The following is a 20,794-nucleotide window of genomic DNA, read 5'->3' on the forward strand; positions in this document are numbered from 1 at the left end:
CCCGGCTGTTGATCGTTACTGGGCGAGATTATGCCCCAAGAAAGGCAGAAGAAATAACAGAAGATACCCGTCTGCTCCCGCAAAACGCCTACCTGGCAGGATCTGCTCCCCCGCGCATCCCTCCTGAGGCCCTCTTCCCCCGCATTCAAAAGCGGGCCCACCGGGCCCTCGGGTCATGCCCCGCGCGGGGTTTTAGGCTAGAATGGGCGCCAATCCGAGCATGACCCGCCCGCCGGGTGCCAACAAGAGTCCCTTGCCTGTGAAAAAACCGACCCTGGCGGCCGTCCTGATCGTCAAGAACGAAGCCGACAACCTCCGTGCCTGCCTCGCCTCCCTCGAAGGCCTGGCGGATGAAATCGTCATTCTCGACTCCGGCAGTCAGGATGACACTCCGGCCATCGCCGCCGAATTTGGCGCCCGCTTCTTCGTCAACACCACCTGGCCCGGTTTCGGCCGTCAGCGCCGCCTCGCCCAGTCCCATGTCCAGTCGGAATGGGTGCTGTGGCTGGATGCGGACGAGCGGCTCACCCCGGAACTCAGGGAAGCCATCCAGGGGGTCATGGCCAACCCGGCCAGCGACACCATCTACTCCATCCCGCGCCTCTCCTGGGTGTTCGGCCGCTTCATCCGCCACAGCGGCTGGTACCCGGATCGGGTGCTGCGCCTCTACCCCAAGGCGCTGACCGGCTACAACGAGGCGCTGGTACACGAGAAGGTGGAGGTGCGCGCCAACATGAAGATCGTCAACCTGCAGGGCGACCTCCTCCACTACACCTACCGGGATCTGGAACACTACCTGGTCAAATCCGCCGGCTACGCCCGCGCATGGGCCGATCAGCGCACCGCCCGCGGCAAGAAGGGATCCCTCGGCCAGGGGCTGGTCCACGCCGTCGGCTGCTTCCTCAAGATGTACCTGCTCAAGGCCGGTTTCCTCGACGGCAAGCAGGGCCTGCTGCTGGCCATCCTCTCCGCCCACTCCACCTTCGTCAAATACGCCGATCTCTGGGTTCGCCAGCAGCCCCAGCAGCCGAAATAGGGCATCGCGCCTCAAACATCGCATTAATCACTCACCCCTTGTTCCAGCGGGACAAGGGGCAAACCCTATTGCCATGGAGCGGGCGCAGCCCTCGCGGGGCCGCTCACGGCGCAAACCCGGGCGCCACGGACGAAAACTGGCCGCTATAAGCCGAATGCATGGATATTGGCAACATGACCCGACTCCGGCTTATACCGACAGGTTTCCCCTGCCCGGGGCCCGGGCAGGCCCGTCAAGGGGGCTGTCGGGGGCCACGCCCGGTAGGCCGGTCTACCAGCAGGGCGCATTCCCATACAAGACAGGGCCCCGCGGGGCCCTGTCTGTATGTTCTGTGTGCGCTCTCAGCGCTCGGCGCGCCAGAAGGGCGGCGCCCAGCGGGCGATCTCTGCCGCCATGGCCTTGGGATCGAGCTGGCTCATGTCCTCCGGGTGGTCACTGTCTTCCGGCGGGCTGAAGGGCAGATGGCGCCCCTCGCCGTTGAGCGGCCGCCAGCGCAGCGGCGTCGCCGAACGGTGTGCCGGGAAGAAGCCGACGGTCGGCACGTCCATGGCCGCGGCGATGTGCAGGGGCCCCGTGCTGCCCGCCACGAACAGGGCGGCGTTGGCCATCACCTGGCAGAACTTCGGCAGCCCCTCGTCGGAGCGATAGATCCAGCCGTTGCCCCCATGGGCCAGCAGTTCGGCCGCCAACTGCTCCGCCTTCCCCTCCTCCCCCGGGCCTGCCGTCAGCACGCACTGCAACTCGGGACAGGCCTGGTTGAGCTTGATGATGAGGCGCGAGTACTGCTCGATGGAGAGGTTGTTGGCCGAGCCACCGCTGCCCGCATGCACCATCAGCCAGGGGCGGCTGGCGTCGAGCCTGAGACGGGCGGCAACCTGCTCGCGCACCTGCAGCAGGCTCTCGGGGTCAAAGCCGAGGTAGGGTCCTTGTGGCTCTACCACGGTCTGATGCTGATCGGCGAGGAAGCGGCGCACCAGATCCAGGTTGTATTCGTACTCCGGCTTCTGGGAGCGGGAGCGGCGCTGCACCAGGCGCTGGTTGTAGAGCACCTGGGCCAGCTTCGTGGCTGGTGCCAGCCGGTAGGGAATGTGCGCCTTCCACACCAGCTTGGCATTGCGGGTGTTGGAGAAGAGGCAGATGGAAGCATCGAAGGCGGCCGCCTTGATGCGCGCCAGCAGGGCGCGTTGCTGCTCCTTGTCGGCCCGGGCACCCGGATCCAGGATGATCTCGTCGATCCATGGGCAGAGGCGGGCCAGGGGCGCCGTGTAGGCGGGAACCAGGGCAGTCACATGACACTCCATGGAGCGCTTGAGCATGGCAAAGCTCGGCCACGCCAGCATGAAGTCACCAATCTTGTCATTGCGGACTACCAGAATACGTTTCATAAAAAATCCCTATGCTCCCTGTCACCAGCGAAGGAGGCTTGATGCGCGATGCGGGTATTCTTGCCTGATGCAGGGCGATTCTCAAGCGAAGACGCCACGGGGCTCCGATTTGTGCGACCCCGGCCGCCGATCAGCGCCAGAAATCCGCGCCATCCCGGTCGCGACAAACCGGCAACAGCCCCTATAATGCGACCAGTTTTCCGGTTTCAGGAATCAGCAGCATGACCAACAAGGTAATCTATCCCGGCACCTTCGACCCCATCACCAACGGCCATACCGATCTCATTGGCCGCGCCGCCAGACTGTTCGACGAGGTGGTGGTCGGGGTGGCCAACAGCCCGAGCAAACGGCCGCTGTTCGATCTCGAGGAGCGCGTTCAGCTGGCCCGGCAGGTGACGGCTCACCTGCCCAACGTCAAGGTGGTGGGCTTCTCCGGCCTGCTGGTGGATTTTGCCAGGGAGCAGCAGGCCAACGTGCTGATCCGCGGCCTGCGCGCCGTCTCCGACTTCGAATACGAGTTCCAGCTCGCCAACATGAACCGTCGCCTGATGCCCACCCTGGAGAGCGTCTTCCTCACCCCGGCGGAGGAGAACTCCTTCATCTCCTCCACCCTGGTAAAGGAGGTGGCGCTGCACGGAGGTGACATCCACCAGTTCGTCGACCCCCTGGTGGCCCAGGCCATCGCCGCCAAGCAGCAGCGCTAATCCCTCCCCTGATGGGCAGAAACGAACAAGGGCTACCCGCACCCGCGGGTAGCCCTGGTTGCATCAAGGCACTGCACGCCTAGCTGCGGGCAAACTGCTGGCGGATCGCCAGCTCCAGCTGATCGAGCCACTCGTAACGGCGCCGGTACATGGCCCGCTTCTTGGAGGCGATCTCCTCCAGCGGCTTGCGCACCACGGGTTGCAGCCGCACGAAGTTGGCGTCCTGATCGAGGGCGCCAAACTCCTGCCACAGTTCGTCGTAGTCCGCCTGCAGGCAGGCTTTCTTCTTCTTGCTGTACCGTCTTGCCTGGAAGATGTGGGCCTTCATGCGCACCGCACAGACCCGGTGGGCCCCCATGGCCCCGGCCAGCGCCATCACCAGCATCACCACCAGCGACTTGGGTCTCAGACCCTGACCCGCCCGGGTCAATGCCCGCACCTGCTCCTGGGGCTGCTCGACACAGGGCTCCGGCCCCTGCACCGACCCGATCACCAGGGCCAGCTCCTGTTCGTTGCCCGCCAGGGAGAAGGCACAGCTGTAGAGTCGCTCCCCCCGCGCGTTGACGATGGAGAGCGCCAGCTCCGCCTCCCTGCGGAAGGTGCCGTCGTGACGCAGCACGATGCGCCAGCCGCCATCGGGATAATGGCCCAGCACTATCCCCTCCCCCAGATAGAGCGGGTCGATGAGCTCGGGGTACAGGCCCAGCAGCAGGCGGTAGTGATCCTCCACCATCTTGACCCGCTGGTTCACCGTCGAGCAGGCGAAGCGATAGGGGCGCATCGGCTTGTCGAGCAGCTCGGGGTGGCGGGCGGGAAGCGCCCGCAGGGGGGCGCTCTGGAACAGCTCGAACACCCGGTTCAACTGCGCACGGTAGAGCAGACTGCGCAGCAAAAACTTGCCGCGATTGAAGGTCTTGCGGGCGCTGTCTTCGGGATAGAGGAAGCGGGCCATATCATGGGCACAATAGTGCCCCTGCCGGGATAAATGTTCCCAGTCTATTGATTTAGCTGTCATTTTATTACCTCGCAGCCTGAACTGGCGAGATAGTAGTCATGGGCTGACGCCGCTTCAACAGACCGGAAATACTCTCTTACAACTTGGCCGGTTCCGGCTCAAAAATCCCACTTTCAGCGTTGGCAGTGGGAGCAGAACACCGTGGTTCGCTGGCCCATCTTCACCTCGGTGAGCAGGGTGTGGCAGTGGAAACAGGGCTGGCCGCCACGGCCGTAAACCTGCAGCTGCTGGACGAAATAGCCCGGCTTGCCGTCGGCGCTGGTGAAATCCTTGAGGGTGGTGCCCCCCTGGCGAATGGCCTCGGCCAACACCCGCTTGATCTCGCTCACCAGGGTGCCCAGCCGCTCGGCGCTGATGTTGCCTGCCGCCCGCCTGGGATGAATGCCGGCGGCATAGAGCGCCTCGTTGGCGTAGATGTTGCCCACCCCGACCACCACGTGGTTGTCCATCAGGAACTGCTTGATGGCGGTGCTGCGCCCCCTCGCCCGCTCCCGCAGGTAATCGGCATGGAAGGCGTCGGTGAGGGGTTCCGGCCCCAGCTTGGCGAGCAGGGCATGGGCCTCGGCCGGTTCGCGGGTCCACAGCAGGGCACCAAAACGGCGCGGATCGTTGAGCCGCAGCAGCTTGCCGTTGGCCAGCTCGATATCCACGTGATCGTGCTTCTCGGCCGGGGTGCCGATGTCCAGCACCCGCAGGCTGCCGGACATCCCGAGATGCAGGATGGCGGTGCCGAAGTCGGTCTCCAGCAGCAGGTACTTGGCGCGGCGGCTGACGCGGTGGATGACGAGATCCACCAGCTCCTGGATCTCGCCGGGCACGGGCCAGCGCAGGCGGCCGTCCCGCACCACCACGCGGGTCACCTTGATGCCGGTAAGCCAGGGGGAGATGCCCTGGCGGCTGACTTCGACTTCCGGTAATTCAGGCATGGGCGATCTCTCGTTCAGGGAATGGGACGCATCAGGTCACGGTATTGCGCCTGACTCAGGCTGAGCCAGGTCGAGGAGGGCAGCAGGGCGGCAAACTTGCCGTCGTCCTGATAGAGCCCGACTTCCACCGGATCGCTCTGTCCGGCGATCCAGATCTTGAGGGTCACCGGGGTGCCACGCACGGGCTCGCCGGGGGGCAGCAGCCAGCCTTGCCACATCTCGATGCGGGCCGCCAGCTGGGCGCTGCCAAGCCCCAGATCCGGCACGCTGCGCCAGCCCTGGCCGATACGCTCTATCTGCCAGCTCGGCCCCTGCCAGGTCAACACCACGGCGCTCTCCGGCAACAGCGGACGCGCGCGTTTGGCACTGTTCTCCTGCTGGGCCTGCTCCAGCCGGTGCAACAGGGTAATGACGATCAACACGACCACGATGATCACGTTGTTCCAGCCTTTGCGGCTCAGTTTGAACATGGCTAGCCTCCCTTCGAATCGGCAGTGTACTGAATTCCAGCCATAAAAAAACCCGGCACGAGGCCGGGTTTTTGCAGCGAAACCAAGTAATTACTTGATTTTGCCTTCTTTGTAGATCACATGCTGACGAATCACGGGATCAAATTTCTTGATCTCCATTTTTTCGGGCATGGTGCGCTTGTTCTTGGTAGTAGTATAGAAGTGACCAGTACCGGCGCTGGAGTTCAGGCGAATCTTATCGCGAATACCTTTAGCCATGATCTAATTCCTTATACCTTAACGCCGCTGGCACGCAGTTCAGCCAGAACCACTTCAACGCCGCGCTTGTCGATGATACGCATGCCTTTTGCGGATACGCGCAGGCTCACGAAGCGTTTTTCACTCTCAACCCAGAAACGGTGAGTGTGCAGGTTCGGCAGGAAACGACGCTTGGTAGCGTTGTTAGCGTGCGAACGGTTGTTACCAACTGCCGGGCGCTTGCCGGTTACTTGGCATACTCTAGACATGTCAGTCTCTCCAAATCTTACTTCATTGCTCGAGCAAATATCTGCCCCGCTGGCCTTCGATTGCGGGGCAAACAGAAGGCGGCATTTTATACAGCATCCGTGATCAAAGATCAACTAATACAGTGCCAGAGCCCAGTCACAACCAACCACGCTCTGCGAAAGAAACCGTGATGCCATCACCGATCACCAGGTGATCAAGCACTCTGATATCGACCAGGGCCAGGGCGGCCAGGATCCGATCCGTGATCTGGCGGTCCGCCCGACTGGGCTCGGCCACGCCGGACGGGTGATTATGCGCCAGAATCACGGCGGCTGCATTATGTTTGAGCGCGATCTGCACGATTTCTCTGGGCCAGACGCTCGCCGAGTCGAGGGTGCCGTAAAAAAGTTCGACAAACCGGATGACCCTGTGCTGGTTGTCTAGCAGCAGCAGGGCGAACACCTCCCGCCCCCGATCCCGCAACTGGGCTTGCAGAAAGTCACGGGTAAGCCCGGGCGAGGTGAGCGCCTCTCCCCGTTGCAACTGTTCGGCCAGATGGCGCCGCCCCATCTCCAGCACCGCCTGCAACTGGGCATACTTGGCAGGTCCCAGCCCGTGAGCGCCACAAAAATCCTGCTGCTCGGCTCCCAGCAGTGCCCGCAGGGAACCAAACTGCTGCAACAACTGGCGAGAGAGATCCACCGCACTCAACCCACTGACCCCGGTGCGCAAGAAGATGGCCAGCAGTTCGGCATCGGAGAGCGTCGCCGCCCCTCGGCGCAGCAGCTTTTCCCTCGGGCGCTCCTCTTCCGGCCACTCCTTGATGCTCATTTGTCTCTCCCTCATGGCTATTGAGAGAAAACATAGCAAAGAATCCCGCGAGCCCGACCACAACTCCCCCATGTCAGCCTCTGTCGCCACCCATTGCCTGTGCTATCTTAGCCGACCAGTCAGAGTGAGCCGGAAGAGAAGCAGCAGATGAGATTGGCCGATAAACGCATCCTGTTGGGTGTCAGTGGCGGGATCGCCGCCTACAAGAGTGCCGAACTGGTACGTCGCCTGAAAGATCAGGGGGCCGAGGTGCGAGTGGTGATGACCCGCTCCGCCAAGGAGTTCATCACCCCGCTGACCCTGCAAGCCGTCTCAGGCCACCCGGTGGCCGACAGTCTGCTCGACCCGGCTGCCGAGGCGGGCATGGGCCACATCGAGCTGGCCAAGTGGGCCGATCTGGTGCTGATCGCCCCCGCCAGCGCCAACCTGATGGCCCGCATGGCCGCCGGCATGGCGGACGAGCTGCTCACCACCCTCTGCCTTGCCACCCCGGCGACTATCGCCCTGGCGCCAGCCATGAACCAGCAGATGTACCGCAACGCCGCCACCCAGGCCAACCTCCAGACCCTCGCCGAGCGCGGCATTCAGCTGTGGGGGCCGGATTCCGGCAGCCAGGCCTGCGGCGACGTGGGCCCGGGCCGGATGCTGGATCCCCTGGAACTGGTGGAACGCTGCTGCCAGCAGCTCGCCGCCGAATCGCTCCTGGCAGGCGTCAGGCTGCTGCTCACCGCCGGGCCGACCCGCGAGGCGCTCGATCCGGTGCGCTATATCAGCAACCACAGCTCCGGCAAGATGGGCTACGCCATCGCCCGCGCCGCGCGCGAAGCGGGCGCGGAGGTGACCCTGGTGAGCGGCCCGGTGGCACTGACCACCCCGGCCGGCGTTACCCGCATCGATGTGGAGAGTGCCCTGCAGATGCACGAAGCAGTGATGAGCCGGGTCGGTGAGTGCGACCTCTTTATCGGCTGCGCTGCCGTCGCCGACTACCGTCCCGCCCAGGTGGCCGAGCAAAAGATCAAGAAGACCGGCGACAACGACCAGATGCAGCTGACCCTGGTCAAAAACCCCGACATCATCGCCGATGTGGGGGCGTTGTCAGACAAACCCTTCACCGTCGGATTTGCCGCCGAAACCGTGGATGTGGAACAATACGCCCTCGACAAACTTCGACGTAAGCGGCTGGACATAATCGCCGCCAACGATGTGTCCCGTGCAGGCCAGGGCTTCAATGCCGATGACAACGCCCTGACCGTCTTCTGGCAAGGGGGTCAAGCCGCCCTGCCCCTGGCCGATAAGCTGACGCTGGCCCGTCATCTTGTCGCCCTGATTGCACGCCATTATCGACCCTGAGCCCATTGAACATGCCGGGAGCCCCAGGCTCCTGCAGTACCACCCGATCGCCAGGCGATCCAATTGAAAAAGATTCATGACGACACAAATTGAACTGAAAATCCTGGATGCCCGCATCGGCACCGACTTCCCGCTGCCCGCCTACGCCACACCGGGCTCCGCTGGCATGGACTTGCGCGCCCTGCTGGATGCCCCGCTGACCCTGGCCCCGGGCGACACCACGCTGGTGCCGACCGGGCTGGCCATTCACATCCAGGATCCGGGTCTGTGCGCCACCATCCTGCCCCGCTCCGGCCTCGGCCATAAGCACGGCATCGTGCTGGGCAACCTGGTCGGCCTCATCGACTCCGACTACCAGGGTCAGTTGATGGTCTCGGTCTGGAACCGTGGCAACGACAGCTTCACCATGCAGCCTGGCGAGCGCATCGCCCAGCTGGTGATCCTGCCGGTGGTACAGGCCAGCTTCCAGCTGGTCGACGAATTCAATCAGAGTGAACGGGGTGAAGGCGGGTTTGGTTCTTCTGGTCGCCAATAACAAGACCACACGCCCCCCTGGGGCACGTGCCAAATAATAGAATCAAGCCATTGTTTTTTTAGGGGAATCCATGGCAAGCAGTAACCAGAAACAGAGTCGGCGCGATCAGATCCTGCAGGCACTCGCCCACATGCTGGAAACCAGCCCGGGCCAGCGCATCACCACGGCACGCCTCGCGGCCGAGGTGGGCGTGTCCGAGGCGGCCCTCTACCGGCATTTTCCCAGCAAGGCGAGGATGTTCGAAGGGCTGATCGACTTTATCGAGGATTCCCTGCTGTCACGGGTCAACCTGATCATGGCCGAAGAGAAGGACACCATGGCCCGCTGCCATCACATACTACAGCTGCTGCTGGTATTCGCCGAGCGCAACCCCGGCATCACCCGCATTCTCAATGGCGATGCCCTGCTGGGCGAACACGATCGGCTGCGGGATCGCATCAGCATCCTGTTCGACAAGCTGGAGACCCAGATCAAGCAGGTACTGCGCGAGAAACGGCTGCGGGAAGGCCAGGGCTTCCAGCTCGACGAGACCATGCTGGCCAACCTGCTGCTGGCCTATACCGAGGGCCGCATCAGCCAGTTCGTCCGCTCGGAGTTCAAAATCAAGCCCACCGCCGGGTTTGAAGATCAGTGGCAGTTTATCCGCAGCCAGTTGCTGCAAAGCTGAGCCAGCAGACCGCATCAACCAATGCACGTCCGCTCCGAGTTCAAAATCAAACCCACCGCCGGGTTTGAAGATCAGTGGCAGTTTATCCACAGCCAGCTGCTGCAAAGCTGAGCCAGCAGACCGCATCAACCAATGCACGTCCGCTCCGAGCTCACAATCAAACCCACTGCCGGGTTTGAAGATCAGTGGCAGTTTATCCGCAGCCAGCTGCTGCAAAGCTGAGCCAGCAGACCGCATCAACCAATGCACGTCCGCTCGGAGTTCACAATCAAGCCCACCGCCGGGTTTGAAGATCAGTGGCAGTTTATCCGCAGCCAGCTGCTGCAAAGCTGAGCCAGCAGACCGCATCAACCAATGCACGTCCGCTCCGAGCTCACAATCAAGCCCACTGCCGGGTTTGAAGATCAGTGGCAGTTCATCCGCAGCCAGCTGCTGCAAAGCTGAGCCAGCAGACCGCATCAACCAATGCACGTCAGCTCCGAGTTCAAAATCAAACCCACCGCCGGGTTTGAAGATCAGTGGCAGTTCATCCGCAGCCAGCAGCTGCAAAGCTGAGTGCGTACATGCCCAGCGTCCCTGCGCCAGCAGGGTTGTGACAAAACGGGAGGCCTTGGCCTCCCTTGCTTTTTGTGGCACAAAAGAAGAGACAAGCACCAGATGCGACCCAGCTTGTCGCGCTCAAATGTTAGATTCATCTGCCATAAATCTTCACACCAACAGGACATCCTATGGAACCCGAGATCATTACCGAAGCACAGACCTGGCTGACCAACAACCAGGGACTGATCATCGAGTATGCGGTCAACATCGCCGCCGCCCTGATCACCCTGCTGGTCGGTTACATTGCCGCCAACCTTCTCAGCGGTGGCGTGGTCAAGGTGATGCAGACCCGCAAGCTGGACACCACCGTCACCCACTTCGTCGGCAGCATCCTCAAATACACCATTCTGGTGTTCGTGGTGATCGCCGCTCTGGGCCGGGTCGGGGTGCAGACCGCCTCCTTCGTAGCCATCATAGGTGCCGCCGGTCTGGCCATCGGTCTGGCGCTGCAGGGCTCTCTCTCCAACTTTGCCGCCGGTTTCCTGCTCATCATCTTCCGCCCCATCAAGGCAGGGGAATTCATCGAGGTGGCAGGCACCAATGGCGTTGTGCAATCGGTGCAGCTCTTCACCACCACCCTCACCTCGGGTGACAACAAGATGGTGGTAGTGCCGAACTCCGCCATCCTCAACGGCACCATCGTCAACTACTCGCGCATGGATACCCGCCGCGTCGACATGACCTTCGGCATCGGCTACGGCTCCGACCTGCGCAAGGCCAAACAGATCCTGGAGCGGCTGGTGAGCGAAGAGCCCCGCATCCTGAAGGAGCAGGCCGCCACCATTGCCGTTGCCGCGCTGGCCGACTCCTCAGTCAACATAGTGGTGCGTCCCTGGGTCAAGACCGGCGATTACTGGGGTGTCTGGTTCGACTTCCACGAGAAGGTGAAGCTCACCTTCGACGCCGAGGGCATCGAGATCCCCTTCCCCCAGCGTGTGGTCCACATGCAAAAGACGGCGGATTGATCCTCGGTGTGCGTTCTCCAGTGCCAGCCTTCGGGCTGGCACTGTCGTTTCTGCCTTCTGTGACATGAAAAAACCGGCCACAGGCCGGTCTTGCGCACCAGGTCGCACCGCGTTCTCACCCCAGCCGGCGTGCAACCCGGTTGAGCAGGGGCTGCATCAGCACATAACCCCCCAGCACGGCTCCGATCACCGCCAGTACGCGGATCTCCAGCGTCGGCGCCGCATTGGCCAGCGTCAGGGTCAGCAAACCGATGAGGCCGGTGGCGATCAGGCTCAGGGCAAACAGGGATAACAGGGCTTTCATCTCGATCTCCTCATTCCACACCATTGATTCCATACCTTGGCCATCCCTGGGAGATCTCGTCCATTCGGCTCATATGATAGCCAGCGTCTGTTGCCCACCATTTGCGCCTGCTCAAAAAACCGTCCGATGAGCGTCTGTTGAATACCCTTTGATCTGTCACGCCAGCTTTCCAGAGCCACGGCCGCGCTCCCCTTGAAATGAAAGCGTTTTCAACCCGAACAAGCATGCGCGAACGCAAGATCCCGGGGTACTGAGTGACTCATAATCGCACTGTTTTGGTTGTACACTCCCTCGTTGCAGACAATTGGTAATGCTCTGTTACACGGGGCGCACGGAGTGCCCGGTATAATGCTCGCATAATAAGGTTTGGCGGGAGCCTTGCCTGCAAGGTTCAAACACAACTTGGAAGACTGATAATCCTATGAAAAATATCAATCCAACCCGGACCCAGGCCTGGCAGGCACTGGAAGCCCATTTTGCAGCCAACAAGGAGATGCGTCTCAAGGATCTGTTCGCACAGGATCCCAAGCGTTTTGACAAGTTCTCCCTCACCTTCGGTGGCGACATCCTGGTCGACTACTCCAAGAACCTGATCACCGAAGAGACCCTCAAGCTGCTGGTGAACCTGGCTGGCGAGACCGATCTGCGCAGCGCCATCGACGCCATGTTCAACGGCGACAAGATCAACATGACCGAAGGACGCGCCGTACTGCACACCGCCCTGCGCAACCGCTCCGACCGTCCCATCGAGGTTGACGGCAAGGACGTGATGCCGGAAGTGAACGCCGTACTGGCCAAGATGAAGGGCTTCTGCGAGAAGGTCATCGGTGGCGAGTGGAAGGGCTATACCGGCAAGGCCATCCAGCACGTGGTCAACATCGGCATTGGTGGCTCCGATCTGGGCCCCGTCATGATCACCGAGGCCCTGCGCCCCTACAAGAATCACCTGGAGATGCACTTCGTCTCCAACGTCGACGGCACCCACATCGCCGAGACGCTCAAGAAGATCGATCCGGAAACCACCCTGTTCCTGGTGGCCTCAAAGACCTTCACCACCCAGGAGACCATGACCAACGCCCTGACCGCCCGCGACTGGTTCCTCGGTCACGCCGGTGACAAGGCTCACGTGGCCAAGCACTTCGCCGCCCTGTCGACCAACGGCAAGGCCGTGGCCGAGTTCGGCATCGACACCGACAACATGTTCGAGTTCTGGGACTGGGTCGGCGGTCGTTACTCCTCCTGGTCCGCCATCGGCATGCCCATCGCCCTCTCCCTCGGCTTCGAGCACTTCGAGGCCCTGCTGCAAGGCGCCTTCGAGATGGACATGCACTTCGCCACTGCCGCCTATGAACAGAACGTGCCCGTACTGCTGGCCCTGATTGGCCTGTGGTACAACAACTTCCATGGTGCCGAGTCCGAAGCCATCCTGCCGTACGATCAGTACATGCACCGCTTCCCTGCCTACTTCCAGCAAGGCAACATGGAGTCCAACGGCAAGTACGTGGACCGCGACGGCCATCCGGTTGACTACCAGACCGGTCCCATCATCTGGGGTGAACCGGGTACCAACGGCCAGCACGCCTTCTACCAGCTGATCCATCAGGGCACCAAGCTGATCCCCTGCGATTTCCTGGCGCCGGCCATCAGCCATAACCCCATCGGTGACCACCATCCGAAGCTCCTGGCCAACTTCTTCGCCCAGACCGAGGCCCTGGCCTTCGGCAAGAGCAAGGAAGCGGTGGAGGCCGAGTTCCTGGCCGCCGGCAAGACCCTGGAGCAGGTCAAGGATCTGGTGCCGTTCAAGGTGTTCGAAGGCAACCGCCCGACCAACTCCATCCTGTTCAAGCAGCTGACCCCGAAAACCCTCGGCTCCCTGATCGCCATGTACGAGCACAAGATCTTCGTACAGGGCGCAATCTGGAACATCTTCTCCTTCGACCAGTGGGGTGTGGAGCTGGGCAAACAGCTGGCCAACAAGATCCTGCCGGAGCTGGGCACCGATGAGGCCGTCACCAGCCACGACGGCTCCACCAACGGCCTGATCAACACCTGGAAAGCCTGGAAGGCCTGATTGCTCGCGCCCTCCAGAATGCAAAAGCCCCGCTCGATGAGCGGGGCTTTTTTATAGGCTTCAATCTGTCTGTTTGCATCATCCGGACGACAGGCCAGGTGTCTAAGCCAGCCAGTAACGGGGATCGTCATCCCCGCCCCTTCCGATGCCGCTCAGCGAAGGCTTAACCGCCAACGGCAATACGCTTCATGTCCTTCATGTAACCACGCAGGGTCTGGCCGATCTTCTCGATCGGGTGGTTGCGGGTCGCTTCGTTGGCAGCCAGCAGGGCCAGGTTGTCCACCGCCTTGCTCTCGGCACGGGCACTGCCCAGGTCCCCTGCTTGCAGGGTCGGCATGAAGTGCTCACGCAGCAGCGGCACGGCGGCGTTGGCGAACAGGTAGTTGCCGTACTCCGCGGTATCGGAGATGACCACGTTCATCTCGTACAGACGCTTGCGGGCGACGGTGTTGGCGATCAGCGGCAGCTCGTGCAAAGACTCGTAGTAGGCGGACTCTTCATAGATGCCGGAGGCCACCATGGTTTCGAACGCCAGCTCGACACCCGCCTTGACCATGGCCACCATGACCACGCCATTATCGAAGTACTCCTGCTCGGCGATCTTGCCGGCATAGGCAGGGGCATTCTCGAAGGCGGACTTGCCAGTCTCTTCGCGCCAGCCGAACAGCTTGGCATCGTCTTCGGCCCAGTCAGCCATCATGCCGCGGGAGAACTCGCCGGCGATGATGTCATCCATGTGCTTCTCGAACAGCGGACGCATCAGGGTGCGCAGTTGCTCGGAGAGCTCGAAGGCACGCAGCTTGGCCGGGTTGGAGAGACGGTCCATCATCAGGCTGATGCCGCCCTGCTTCAGGGCCTCGGTGATGGTCTCCCAGCCGAACTGGATCAGCTTGCCGGCATAGGCCGGGTCAGTGCCCTCGGCAACCAGCTTGTCGTAGCAGAGCAGGGAACCGGCCTGCAGCATGCCGCACAGAATGGTCTGCTCGCCCATCAGATCGGATTTCACTTCCGCGACGAAGGAAGATTCCAGCACGCCGGCACGGTCGCCACCGGTAGCAGAGGCCCACGCCTTGGCGATGGCCATGCCCTCACCCTGGGGATCGTTCTCCGGGTGGACGGCGATCAGGGTCGGTACGCCGAAACCACGCTTGTACTCTTCACGCACTTCGGTGCCCGGGCATTTGGGTGCAACCATCACGACGGTGATGTCGGAACGGATCTGCTGACCCTCTTCCACCACGTTGAAGCCGTGGGAGTAGCCCAGAGCGGCGCCCTGCTTCATCAGCGGCATCACGGTTTTGACGACGTCGGAGTGCTGCTTGTCCGGAGTCAGGTTCAGCACCAGATCGGCGGTCGGGATCAGCTCTTCATAGGTGCCGACCACGAAGCCGTTGTCGGTGGCCTTCTGCCAGGAGGCGCGCTTCTCGGTGATGGCGGCCTTGCGCAGGGCGTAGGAGATGTCCAGCCCGGAGTCGCGCATGTTCAGACCCTGGTTCAAGCCCTGGGCGCCACAGCCCACAATCACCACCTTCTTGCCCTTCAGCACGTTGCAGCCGTCCGCGAACTCTTCGCGCTGCATGAAACGACACTTGCCCAGTTGGGCCAACTGCTGACGCAGGTTCAAGGTGTTGAAATAGTTAGCCATGGTGATTGCTCCGTTCGATTGATTCCATGCCGGATAGCGGCGTTGTCGAAACCACTATAGCGCGGGACACTTATTGCCTGAACTGATATATTCGAAACAGTACGTTGCAGGAATTGAAATGTGATTTCCCGCAATCTCCCGCCGCCGAGCCATCGTGCTACAGGGCGCCTGACAACGCCGCAGGAATAAAAAGATGGACCTTCGCAATCTCGAACTGTTTCTCCACCTCGCCGACTCCCTCCACTTCGGCAAAAGCGCCGATGCCATGGCGGTCAGCCCCTCCACCCTGAGCCGCGCCATCCAGCGACTGGAGCAGGAGACCGGCTGCGTGCTCTTCGAGCGGGACAACCGCTCGGTGCGGCTCACCCCTGCTGGTGACAAGCTGCGGGAGTTTGGCGGTGCCTTGCTGCAGGAGTGGCGCCAACTCAAACAGGAGCTCAAGCGCAGCGACGAGCCGCTGCAAGGGCGGCTGCGGGTGTTCTGCTCGGTCACCGCCAGCTACTTTCTGCTGCCCGAGGTACTGGAACGCTTTCGTCGCCGTTATCCCCAGCTGGAGATCAAGCTGGAGACCGGCGACCCTGCACTGGCAGTGGACAAGATCCTGGCTGACGAAGCCGATCTCGCCATCGCAGCGAGGCCGGATGCGCTCTCGTCCAAGCTGGAATTCGCCAGCCTGCAACAAGTCCCTCTGGTGTTCATCGCCCCCCGCAATGCCCCCCAGCAGGGTCAGTGGTTCCCCCAGGGCGAACCTGACTGGGAGCGCCTGCCGCTGATCCTCTCCGAACAGGGGCTGGCCCGAAAGCGCTGTGATCAATGGTTTCGCAACAAGGGGATAGCTCCCAACATCTATGCAGAAGTGGCGGGCAACGAGGGCATCGTCGCCATGGTGGCCCTCGGATTCGGTGTAGGTGTCGTGCCTGCCGCCGTCATCGATCACAGCCCCATGGGGGACAAGGTGCGTGTGGTCGAGCCCAAACCGGCGCTCAAGGCGTTCGACGTCGGCATCGCCGTGCTCAAGAAGCGGCTTGAAGAGCCGCTGATCCGCGCCTTCTGGGACACCGCACGCGGCCAGGGAGGCCTTCGCTGATCCGGCAGGCGTCGGAGCCACAGTGAGTGTCAAATGTATCAGTATGAAAGTGGGGGAGAAGAGGGGACACTGGCCGACACCATCCAGCCACCATCAAGGAATAGAGCGTGAGCCAGCATCTTGTCGAAATCCGCAGTGCCATCCTGTTCGCAGAATATCTGCAAAGCCTCGGGGTCCAGCGCCATGAACTCGATCGGGAGCAGGAGATCTATCTCCAGGACAGGCACCTCGCCACGGTGCAATGCATTCAGGGGGAGCTGCGCTTTTATCTGCGCGCCAGCGCACTGGCCAGATCGTGATCCGCAATCGGTCACAGTACCCGCACGCAAAGCGTATTAGACTGGCACCATCCGTCCCCCTCGCCCCGGGGGCCACCACGAGGAGTGCCCATGAAACAAAGCGGCCTGGATCGGCTCTTCAAACCTCACTCGATCGCCGTCATCGGCGCCTCCAGTGATCCGCAGAAAGCAGGCCATGTGGTCATCCGGCACCTGCTGGCGGGTCAGTTCCAGGGCCCTATACTACCCGTAGCCCCCCGCAGCCAGGCCATCGCTGGCGTGCTCGCCTATCCGGACATAGAGAGCCTTCCCCTCTCCCCCGATCTCGCCATCGTCTGTACCCGGCGCGAACGGGTACTGCCGCTCATCGAGGAGCTCGGCAAGAAAGGAACCGGAGCCGCCATCATACTGGCCGCCCAGTTCTCCACTGACGAGCGCCTGCGGCTCAAGCATCTGTGCCAGCAATACGGCATCCGGCTGCTCGGCCCCAACAGCATGGGCATGCTGCTCCCCGGGCAGGGTATCAACGCCAGCTTTTCCCCCATTGCAGCGACTCCGGGACAGGTGGCGTTTCTCTCCCAGTCGGCAGCGGTCAGCACCACCATCCTGGATTGGGCCAAGCAGCGCGAAATCGGCTTCTCGGCCTTCATCTCCCTGGGCGATCATTGCGACATCGACTTTGGCCAACTGCTGGATCAGCTCTCCCGGGACGGGACGACCCGCGCCATCCTGATCTACATGGACAAGCTGCACGATGCTAGGCACTTTCTCTCCGCCGCCCGTGCCGCCTCGCGCAACAAACCCATCCTGATCCTCAAGAGCGGTCGGCACGACCCGGCCAACGGTCTCGACAATGTCTATGATGCCGCCATCCGCCGGGCTGGCATGCTGCGCGTCCGGGATACCCACGAACTGTTTGCCACTGTCGAGACCCTGAGCCACTCCCTGACCCTCAAGGGGGAGCGGCTCGCCATCCTCTCCAATGGGCGCGGCCTCGCTAACATGGCCGCAGACGTACTGCTGTCTCGGGGAGGCAAGCTGGCGATGCCGCCCCTCGACATCGGCAGCGATGCAGATATCGAGGCCTACAAGAGTGCACTCGAGACGCTGCTCCAAGGGGACAGTGCCGATGCCATCCTGCTGATCCATGCACCGTCCCTCACCGCCCGAGGTGTCACCCTCGCCAGCAGCCTGATCGACTTCATCAAGCAGCATCCCAGGGCCAGACGATTCAACATCCTGACCAACTGGGCAGGCGAATACTCCGCCCAGGAGGGGAGACGCCTGTTCAACGAGGCGGGCATCCCGACCTATCGCACCCCGGAAAGCGCCGTCACGGCCTTCATGCACATGGTGGAATATCGCCGCAACCAGAAGCAGTTGATGGAAACACCAGCCTCCCTGCAGGGCGACAGGCTCGATGTCGAGCGCTGCCAGCAGCTCCTTGGGCAAGCGCTGGAGCGCCAGCAGCGTGTGCTGGACACCCACCTGGCCCATCCCATCTTGCAGGCAGCCGGGCTATCCACCCTCGCGACCTGGATCGTTTCCGATGCCATAGAGGCCGCACTGACTGCAGAACAGATCGGCTACCCCGTAGCGGTGAAGCTGCGATCTCCCGACATCGCCCACAAATCCGATGTACACGGTGTCATGCTGAACCTACGCACCTCGGCGGAAGTCGCCCTGGCGGCGGATGCCATTCTGGACAGGGTACGTCAGCACGATCCTGGCGCCCGCATAGAAGGGCTTCTGGTACAACGCATGGCACGCCGCAGCGGGGGTCTGGAGCTACGGATCCGCTTGCAGCAGGATCCGGTTTTCGGCCCCGTCATCCTGCTCGGGGAATCCGGTGCCGAGCCCCGCGAGATGGTCGCGGCCCTTCCTCCCCTCAACCAGGCACTGGCTCGCTACCAGATCATTGGTGCCCTCAAGGATGGCAAGATCCGCGAGCAGGCCAGTCCGGTACGGCTCGATATCGACGCCCTCGGCCAGGTGCTGTGCCAGCTCTCCGAGCTGCTGCTGGCCTTCCCCGAGATACAAGAACTGGATCTGCACCCGCTGCAGGCCTGTGGTGAAGAGATGGTGATCCTGGATGCCCGGCTCGTCCTGGCAGAGCGAGGACAACAAGTGCTGCCACTGGCCATTCGCCCCTATCCCACCGAACTGGAAGAGGGTGCCTGGCTGAAAGATCAGAGTCATGTACTGCTGCGCCCCATCCGCCCCGAAGACGAGCCGGCCCACAAGCAGTTCGTGCGGCAGGTGTCTGATGAAGACAGGTACAAACGCTTCTTCGCCGACGTAGGGGAGCTGGGGCATGAGGAGCTGGCCCGCATGACCCAGATCGATTATGACCGGGAAATGGCCTTCGTCGCCGTGGGTCAGGACGGCCCTTTCAGCCAGCAGATCCTGGGAGTGGTGCGAGCCATTGCCAGCCCGGATCAATCGGATGCGGAGTTTGCCATCCTGGTCCGCTCAGACTTGAAAGGGCTCGGACTCGGCAAGTTGATGATGGAAAAGATCGTGCGCTATGCCAGAGAGCGTGGCATAGGCCAGCTCTCTGGCATGACCATGCCCAGCAATCGCGGCATGATCAATCTGGCCAAACGGCTCGGTTTCAAGATCGATATTCAGCTGGAAGATGGGATAGTCAACATGGAGCTGCCCTGTGCTGATCAGGTTGTATAACGATACAATCGTGGTGGTAAATCAACCAGATATGGATGGATAACGTGAACTTCAGGCAATAAAAAACCCCGCTCGAGTGAGCGGGGTTTCTTGTATTGGGTGCCTGGCAGTGTCCTACTCTCGCATGGCGAATGCCACACTACCATCGGCGCTACAGCGTTTCACTTCTGAGTTCGGCATGGGGTCAGGTGGTTCCACTGCGCTATTGCCGCCAGGCAAATTCTTAATCCAGAAAGCTGATGTGTATAACGACTTCGCTAGTTTGCGTTGTCATTACCACTGAATTCGTAAGTAGTTCGCTCATTCGCTACAAGGCCAGAAACACTTCTTGGGTGTTGTATGGTTAAGCCTCACGGGTAATTAGTATGGGTTAGCTCAACGTATCGCTACGCTTACACACCCCACCTATCAACGTTGTGGTCTCCAACGGCCCTTTAGGACCCTCAAGGGGTCAGGGATGACTCATCTCAGGGCTCGCTTCCCGCTTAGATGCTTTCAGCGGTTATCGATTCCGAACTTAGCTACCGGGCAGTGCCACTGGCGTGACAACCCGAACACCAGAGGTTCGTTCACTCCGGTCCTCTCGTACTAGGAGCAACTCCCTTCAATCATCCAACGCCCACGGCAGATAGGGACCGAACTGTCTCACGACGTTCTGAACCCAGCTCGCGTACCACTTTAAATGGCGAACAGCCATACCCTTGGGACCGACTTCAGCCCCAGGATGTGATGAGCCGACATCGAGGTGCCAAACACCGCCGTCGATATGAACTCTTGGGCGGTATCAGCCTGTTATCCCCGGAGTACCTTTTATCCGTTGAGCGATGGCCCTTCCATTCAGAACCACCGGATCACTATGACCTACTTTCGTACCTGCTCGACCTGTCCGTCTCGCAGTTAAGCTGGCTTATGCCATTGCACTAACCTCCTGATGTCCGACCAGGATTAGCCAACCTTCGTGCTCCTCCGTTACTCTTTGGGAGGAGACCGCCCCAGTCAAACTACCCACCAGGCACTGTCCGCGAGCCCGATTCAGGGCCCTGCGTTAGAACATCAAACATACAAGGGTGGTATTTCAAGGACGGCTCCAGCGCAACTGGCGTCACGCCTTCAAAGCCTCCCACCTATCCTACACATGTAGGTTCAATGTTCAGTGCCAAGCTGTAGTAAAGGTTCACGGGGTCTTTCCGTCTAGCCGCGGGTACACCGCATCTTCACGGCGAATTCGATTTCACTGAGTCTCGGGTGGAGACAGCATGGCCATGGTTACACCATTCGTGCAGGTCGGAACTTACCCGACAAGGAATTTCGCTACCTTAGGACCGTTATAGTTACGGCCGCCGTTTACCGGGGCTTCGATCAAGAGCTTCGCTTGCGCTAACCCCATCAATTAACCTTCCGGCACCGGGCAGGTGTCACACCCTATACGTCCACTTTCGTGTTTGCAGAGTGCTGTGTTTTTGATAAACAGTCCCAGCCATCTGGTCACTGCGACTCCCGACAGCTCCATCCGCAAGGGACTTCACCATCAAGAGCGAACCTTCTCCCGAAGTTACGGTTCTATTTTGCCTAGTTCCTTCACCCGAGTTCTCTCAAGCGCCTTGGTATTCTCTACCCGACCACCTGTGTCGGTTTGGGGTACGATGACTTGTAATCTGAAGCTTAGAGGCTTTTCCTGGAAGCAGGGCATCAATGGCTTCCGCACCGTAGTGCGTTCGTCTCGTGTCTCAGTGTTGTGTCTCCGGATTTGCCTA

The 20,794-nt window shown here is 61.3% G+C and carries 18 protein-coding genes, 2 rRNA genes and 3 pseudogenes (1 of these 23 cut by a window edge); 12 read left to right on the forward strand and 11 right to left on the reverse strand.

Going from position 1 to position 20,794, the window contains the following annotated elements:
* The first annotated feature begins 259 nt into the window (after positions 1-259).
* Positions 260-1,036, forward strand: a complete 777-nt coding sequence (locus tag H7R73_RS22065; RefSeq protein ID WP_010676108.1) for a glycosyltransferase family 2 protein — start codon at positions 260-262, stop codon at positions 1,034-1,036.
* A gap of 341 nt (positions 1,037-1,377) precedes the next feature.
* On the opposite strand, the gene H7R73_RS22070 is transcribed toward H7R73_RS22065, so the two are convergent.
* Entirely contained in the window at positions 1,378-2,421 is a 1,044-nt protein-coding gene (locus H7R73_RS22070) for a glycosyltransferase family 9 protein (protein ID WP_010676109.1), read from the reverse strand.
* Between the two features lie 221 nt (positions 2,422-2,642).
* On the opposite strand from H7R73_RS22070, the gene coaD reads away from it, so the two are divergent.
* Entirely contained in the window at positions 2,643-3,125 is a 483-nt protein-coding gene (gene coaD / locus H7R73_RS22075) for a pantetheine-phosphate adenylyltransferase (protein WP_043153322.1), read from the forward strand.
* 79 nt (positions 3,126-3,204) lie between these two features.
* Here the strand turns inward: coaD and H7R73_RS22080 are convergent, their stop codons facing one another.
* The 6 genes from H7R73_RS22080 to radC all read right to left on the reverse strand — a co-directional run bounded on the left by H7R73_RS22080 (position 3,205) and on the right by radC (position 6,853).
* Positions 3,205-4,077 (reverse strand): VirK/YbjX family protein, encoded by an 873-nt coding sequence (locus tag H7R73_RS22080; protein ID WP_103260972.1) that lies wholly within the window; start codon positions 4,075-4,077, stop codon positions 3,205-3,207.
* Positions 4,078-4,253: 176 nt separating this feature from the next.
* Positions 4,254-5,066, reverse strand: a complete 813-nt coding sequence (gene mutM, locus H7R73_RS22085) for a bifunctional DNA-formamidopyrimidine glycosylase/DNA-(apurinic or apyrimidinic site) lyase (RefSeq protein WP_048209629.1) — start codon at positions 5,064-5,066, stop codon at positions 4,254-4,256.
* A 14-nt stretch (positions 5,067-5,080) separates the two neighbouring features.
* Positions 5,081-5,536 (reverse strand): hypothetical protein, encoded by a 456-nt coding sequence (locus tag H7R73_RS22090; RefSeq protein WP_102983710.1) that lies wholly within the window; start codon positions 5,534-5,536, stop codon positions 5,081-5,083.
* Positions 5,537-5,626: 90 nt separating this feature from the next.
* Positions 5,627-5,794, reverse strand: coding sequence for a 50S ribosomal protein L33 (rpmG, locus tag H7R73_RS22095; protein ID WP_005323752.1), 168 nt, complete (start codon positions 5,792-5,794; stop codon positions 5,627-5,629).
* Positions 5,795-5,805: 11 nt separating this feature from the next.
* A complete protein-coding gene (gene rpmB, locus H7R73_RS22100; protein WP_005307492.1) occupies positions 5,806-6,042 on the reverse strand; it encodes a 50S ribosomal protein L28 in 237 nt (78 codons plus the stop codon).
* 136 nt (positions 6,043-6,178) lie between these two features.
* Positions 6,179-6,853 (reverse strand): RadC family protein, encoded by a 675-nt coding sequence (gene radC / locus H7R73_RS22105; RefSeq protein ID WP_039040991.1) that lies wholly within the window; start codon positions 6,851-6,853, stop codon positions 6,179-6,181.
* A 147-nt stretch (positions 6,854-7,000) separates the two neighbouring features.
* Here radC and coaBC point away from each other — a divergent pair, with 147 nt between their 5' ends.
* The 6 genes and pseudogenes from coaBC to H7R73_RS22135 all read left to right on the forward strand — a co-directional run bounded on the left by coaBC (position 7,001) and on the right by H7R73_RS22135 (position 10,970).
* Complete coding sequence (gene coaBC, locus H7R73_RS22110; RefSeq protein ID WP_103260973.1) at positions 7,001-8,203, forward strand: bifunctional phosphopantothenoylcysteine decarboxylase/phosphopantothenate--cysteine ligase CoaBC; 1,203 nt, start codon at positions 7,001-7,003, stop codon at positions 8,201-8,203.
* Between the two features lie 76 nt (positions 8,204-8,279).
* Positions 8,280-8,738 carry a dUTP diphosphatase gene (gene dut, locus H7R73_RS22115; RefSeq protein WP_010676116.1) on the forward strand — a complete coding sequence of 153 codons (459 nt, stop codon included), beginning with the start codon at positions 8,280-8,282 and terminating at the stop codon, positions 8,736-8,738.
* A gap of 70 nt (positions 8,739-8,808) precedes the next feature.
* Positions 8,809-9,516: pseudogene (gene slmA, locus H7R73_RS22120) on the forward strand (nucleoid occlusion factor SlmA).
* A 138-nt stretch (positions 9,517-9,654) separates the two neighbouring features.
* Positions 9,655-9,738, forward strand: a pseudogene (locus H7R73_RS22130) (nucleoid occlusion factor SlmA); the annotation flags it as partial.
* 27 nt (positions 9,739-9,765) lie between these two features.
* Positions 9,766-9,849 (forward strand): annotated as a pseudogene (locus tag H7R73_RS24595) (nucleoid occlusion factor SlmA); the annotation flags it as partial.
* Between the two features lie 284 nt (positions 9,850-10,133).
* Complete coding sequence (locus H7R73_RS22135) at positions 10,134-10,970, forward strand: mechanosensitive ion channel domain-containing protein (protein WP_042864726.1); 837 nt, start codon at positions 10,134-10,136, stop codon at positions 10,968-10,970.
* A gap of 115 nt (positions 10,971-11,085) precedes the next feature.
* Here H7R73_RS22135 and H7R73_RS22140 read toward each other — a convergent pair whose 3' ends face one another.
* A complete protein-coding gene (locus tag H7R73_RS22140; protein ID WP_029314882.1) occupies positions 11,086-11,274 on the reverse strand; it encodes a hypothetical protein in 189 nt (62 codons plus the stop codon).
* 421 nt (positions 11,275-11,695) lie between these two features.
* Here H7R73_RS22140 and pgi point away from each other — a divergent pair, with 421 nt between their 5' ends.
* The gene (gene pgi, locus H7R73_RS22145) at positions 11,696-13,345 is read left to right on the forward strand and encodes a glucose-6-phosphate isomerase (protein ID WP_103243929.1); all 1,650 of its coding nucleotides are present in this window, start codon (positions 11,696-11,698) and stop codon (positions 13,343-13,345) included.
* 163 nt (positions 13,346-13,508) lie between these two features.
* Here the strand turns inward: pgi and ilvC are convergent, their stop codons facing one another.
* Positions 13,509-14,990 carry a ketol-acid reductoisomerase gene (gene ilvC / locus H7R73_RS22150; RefSeq protein ID WP_039041087.1) on the reverse strand — a complete coding sequence of 494 codons (1,482 nt, stop codon included), beginning with the start codon at positions 14,988-14,990 and terminating at the stop codon, positions 13,509-13,511.
* 193 nt (positions 14,991-15,183) lie between these two features.
* Here ilvC and ilvY point away from each other — a divergent pair, with 193 nt between their 5' ends.
* From ilvY to H7R73_RS22165, 3 genes are all read left to right on the forward strand, one after another.
* Positions 15,184-16,077 (forward strand): HTH-type transcriptional activator IlvY, encoded by an 894-nt coding sequence (gene ilvY / locus H7R73_RS22155; RefSeq protein WP_010676123.1) that lies wholly within the window; start codon positions 15,184-15,186, stop codon positions 16,075-16,077.
* Between the two features lie 107 nt (positions 16,078-16,184).
* A complete protein-coding gene (locus tag H7R73_RS22160; RefSeq protein ID WP_010676124.1) occupies positions 16,185-16,376 on the forward strand; it encodes a hypothetical protein in 192 nt (63 codons plus the stop codon).
* Between the two features lie 90 nt (positions 16,377-16,466).
* Positions 16,467-19,040 (forward strand): bifunctional acetate--CoA ligase family protein/GNAT family N-acetyltransferase, encoded by a 2,574-nt coding sequence (locus H7R73_RS22165; protein WP_042864724.1) that lies wholly within the window; start codon positions 16,467-16,469, stop codon positions 19,038-19,040.
* Between the two features lie 101 nt (positions 19,041-19,141).
* On the opposite strand, the gene rrf is transcribed toward H7R73_RS22165, so the two are convergent.
* Positions 19,142-19,256: ribosomal RNA gene (rrf, locus tag H7R73_RS22170) — 5S ribosomal RNA — on the reverse strand.
* Positions 19,257-19,379: 123 nt separating this feature from the next.
* A 23S ribosomal RNA gene (locus tag H7R73_RS22175) occupies positions 19,380-20,794 on the reverse strand (it continues 1,474 nt past the right edge of the window).

Origin of the sequence: Aeromonas sp. WP2-W18-CRE-05, from assembly GCF_014168615.1 — a bacterium.
GTDB lineage: Bacteria > Pseudomonadota > Gammaproteobacteria > Enterobacterales > Aeromonadaceae > Aeromonas > Aeromonas caviae.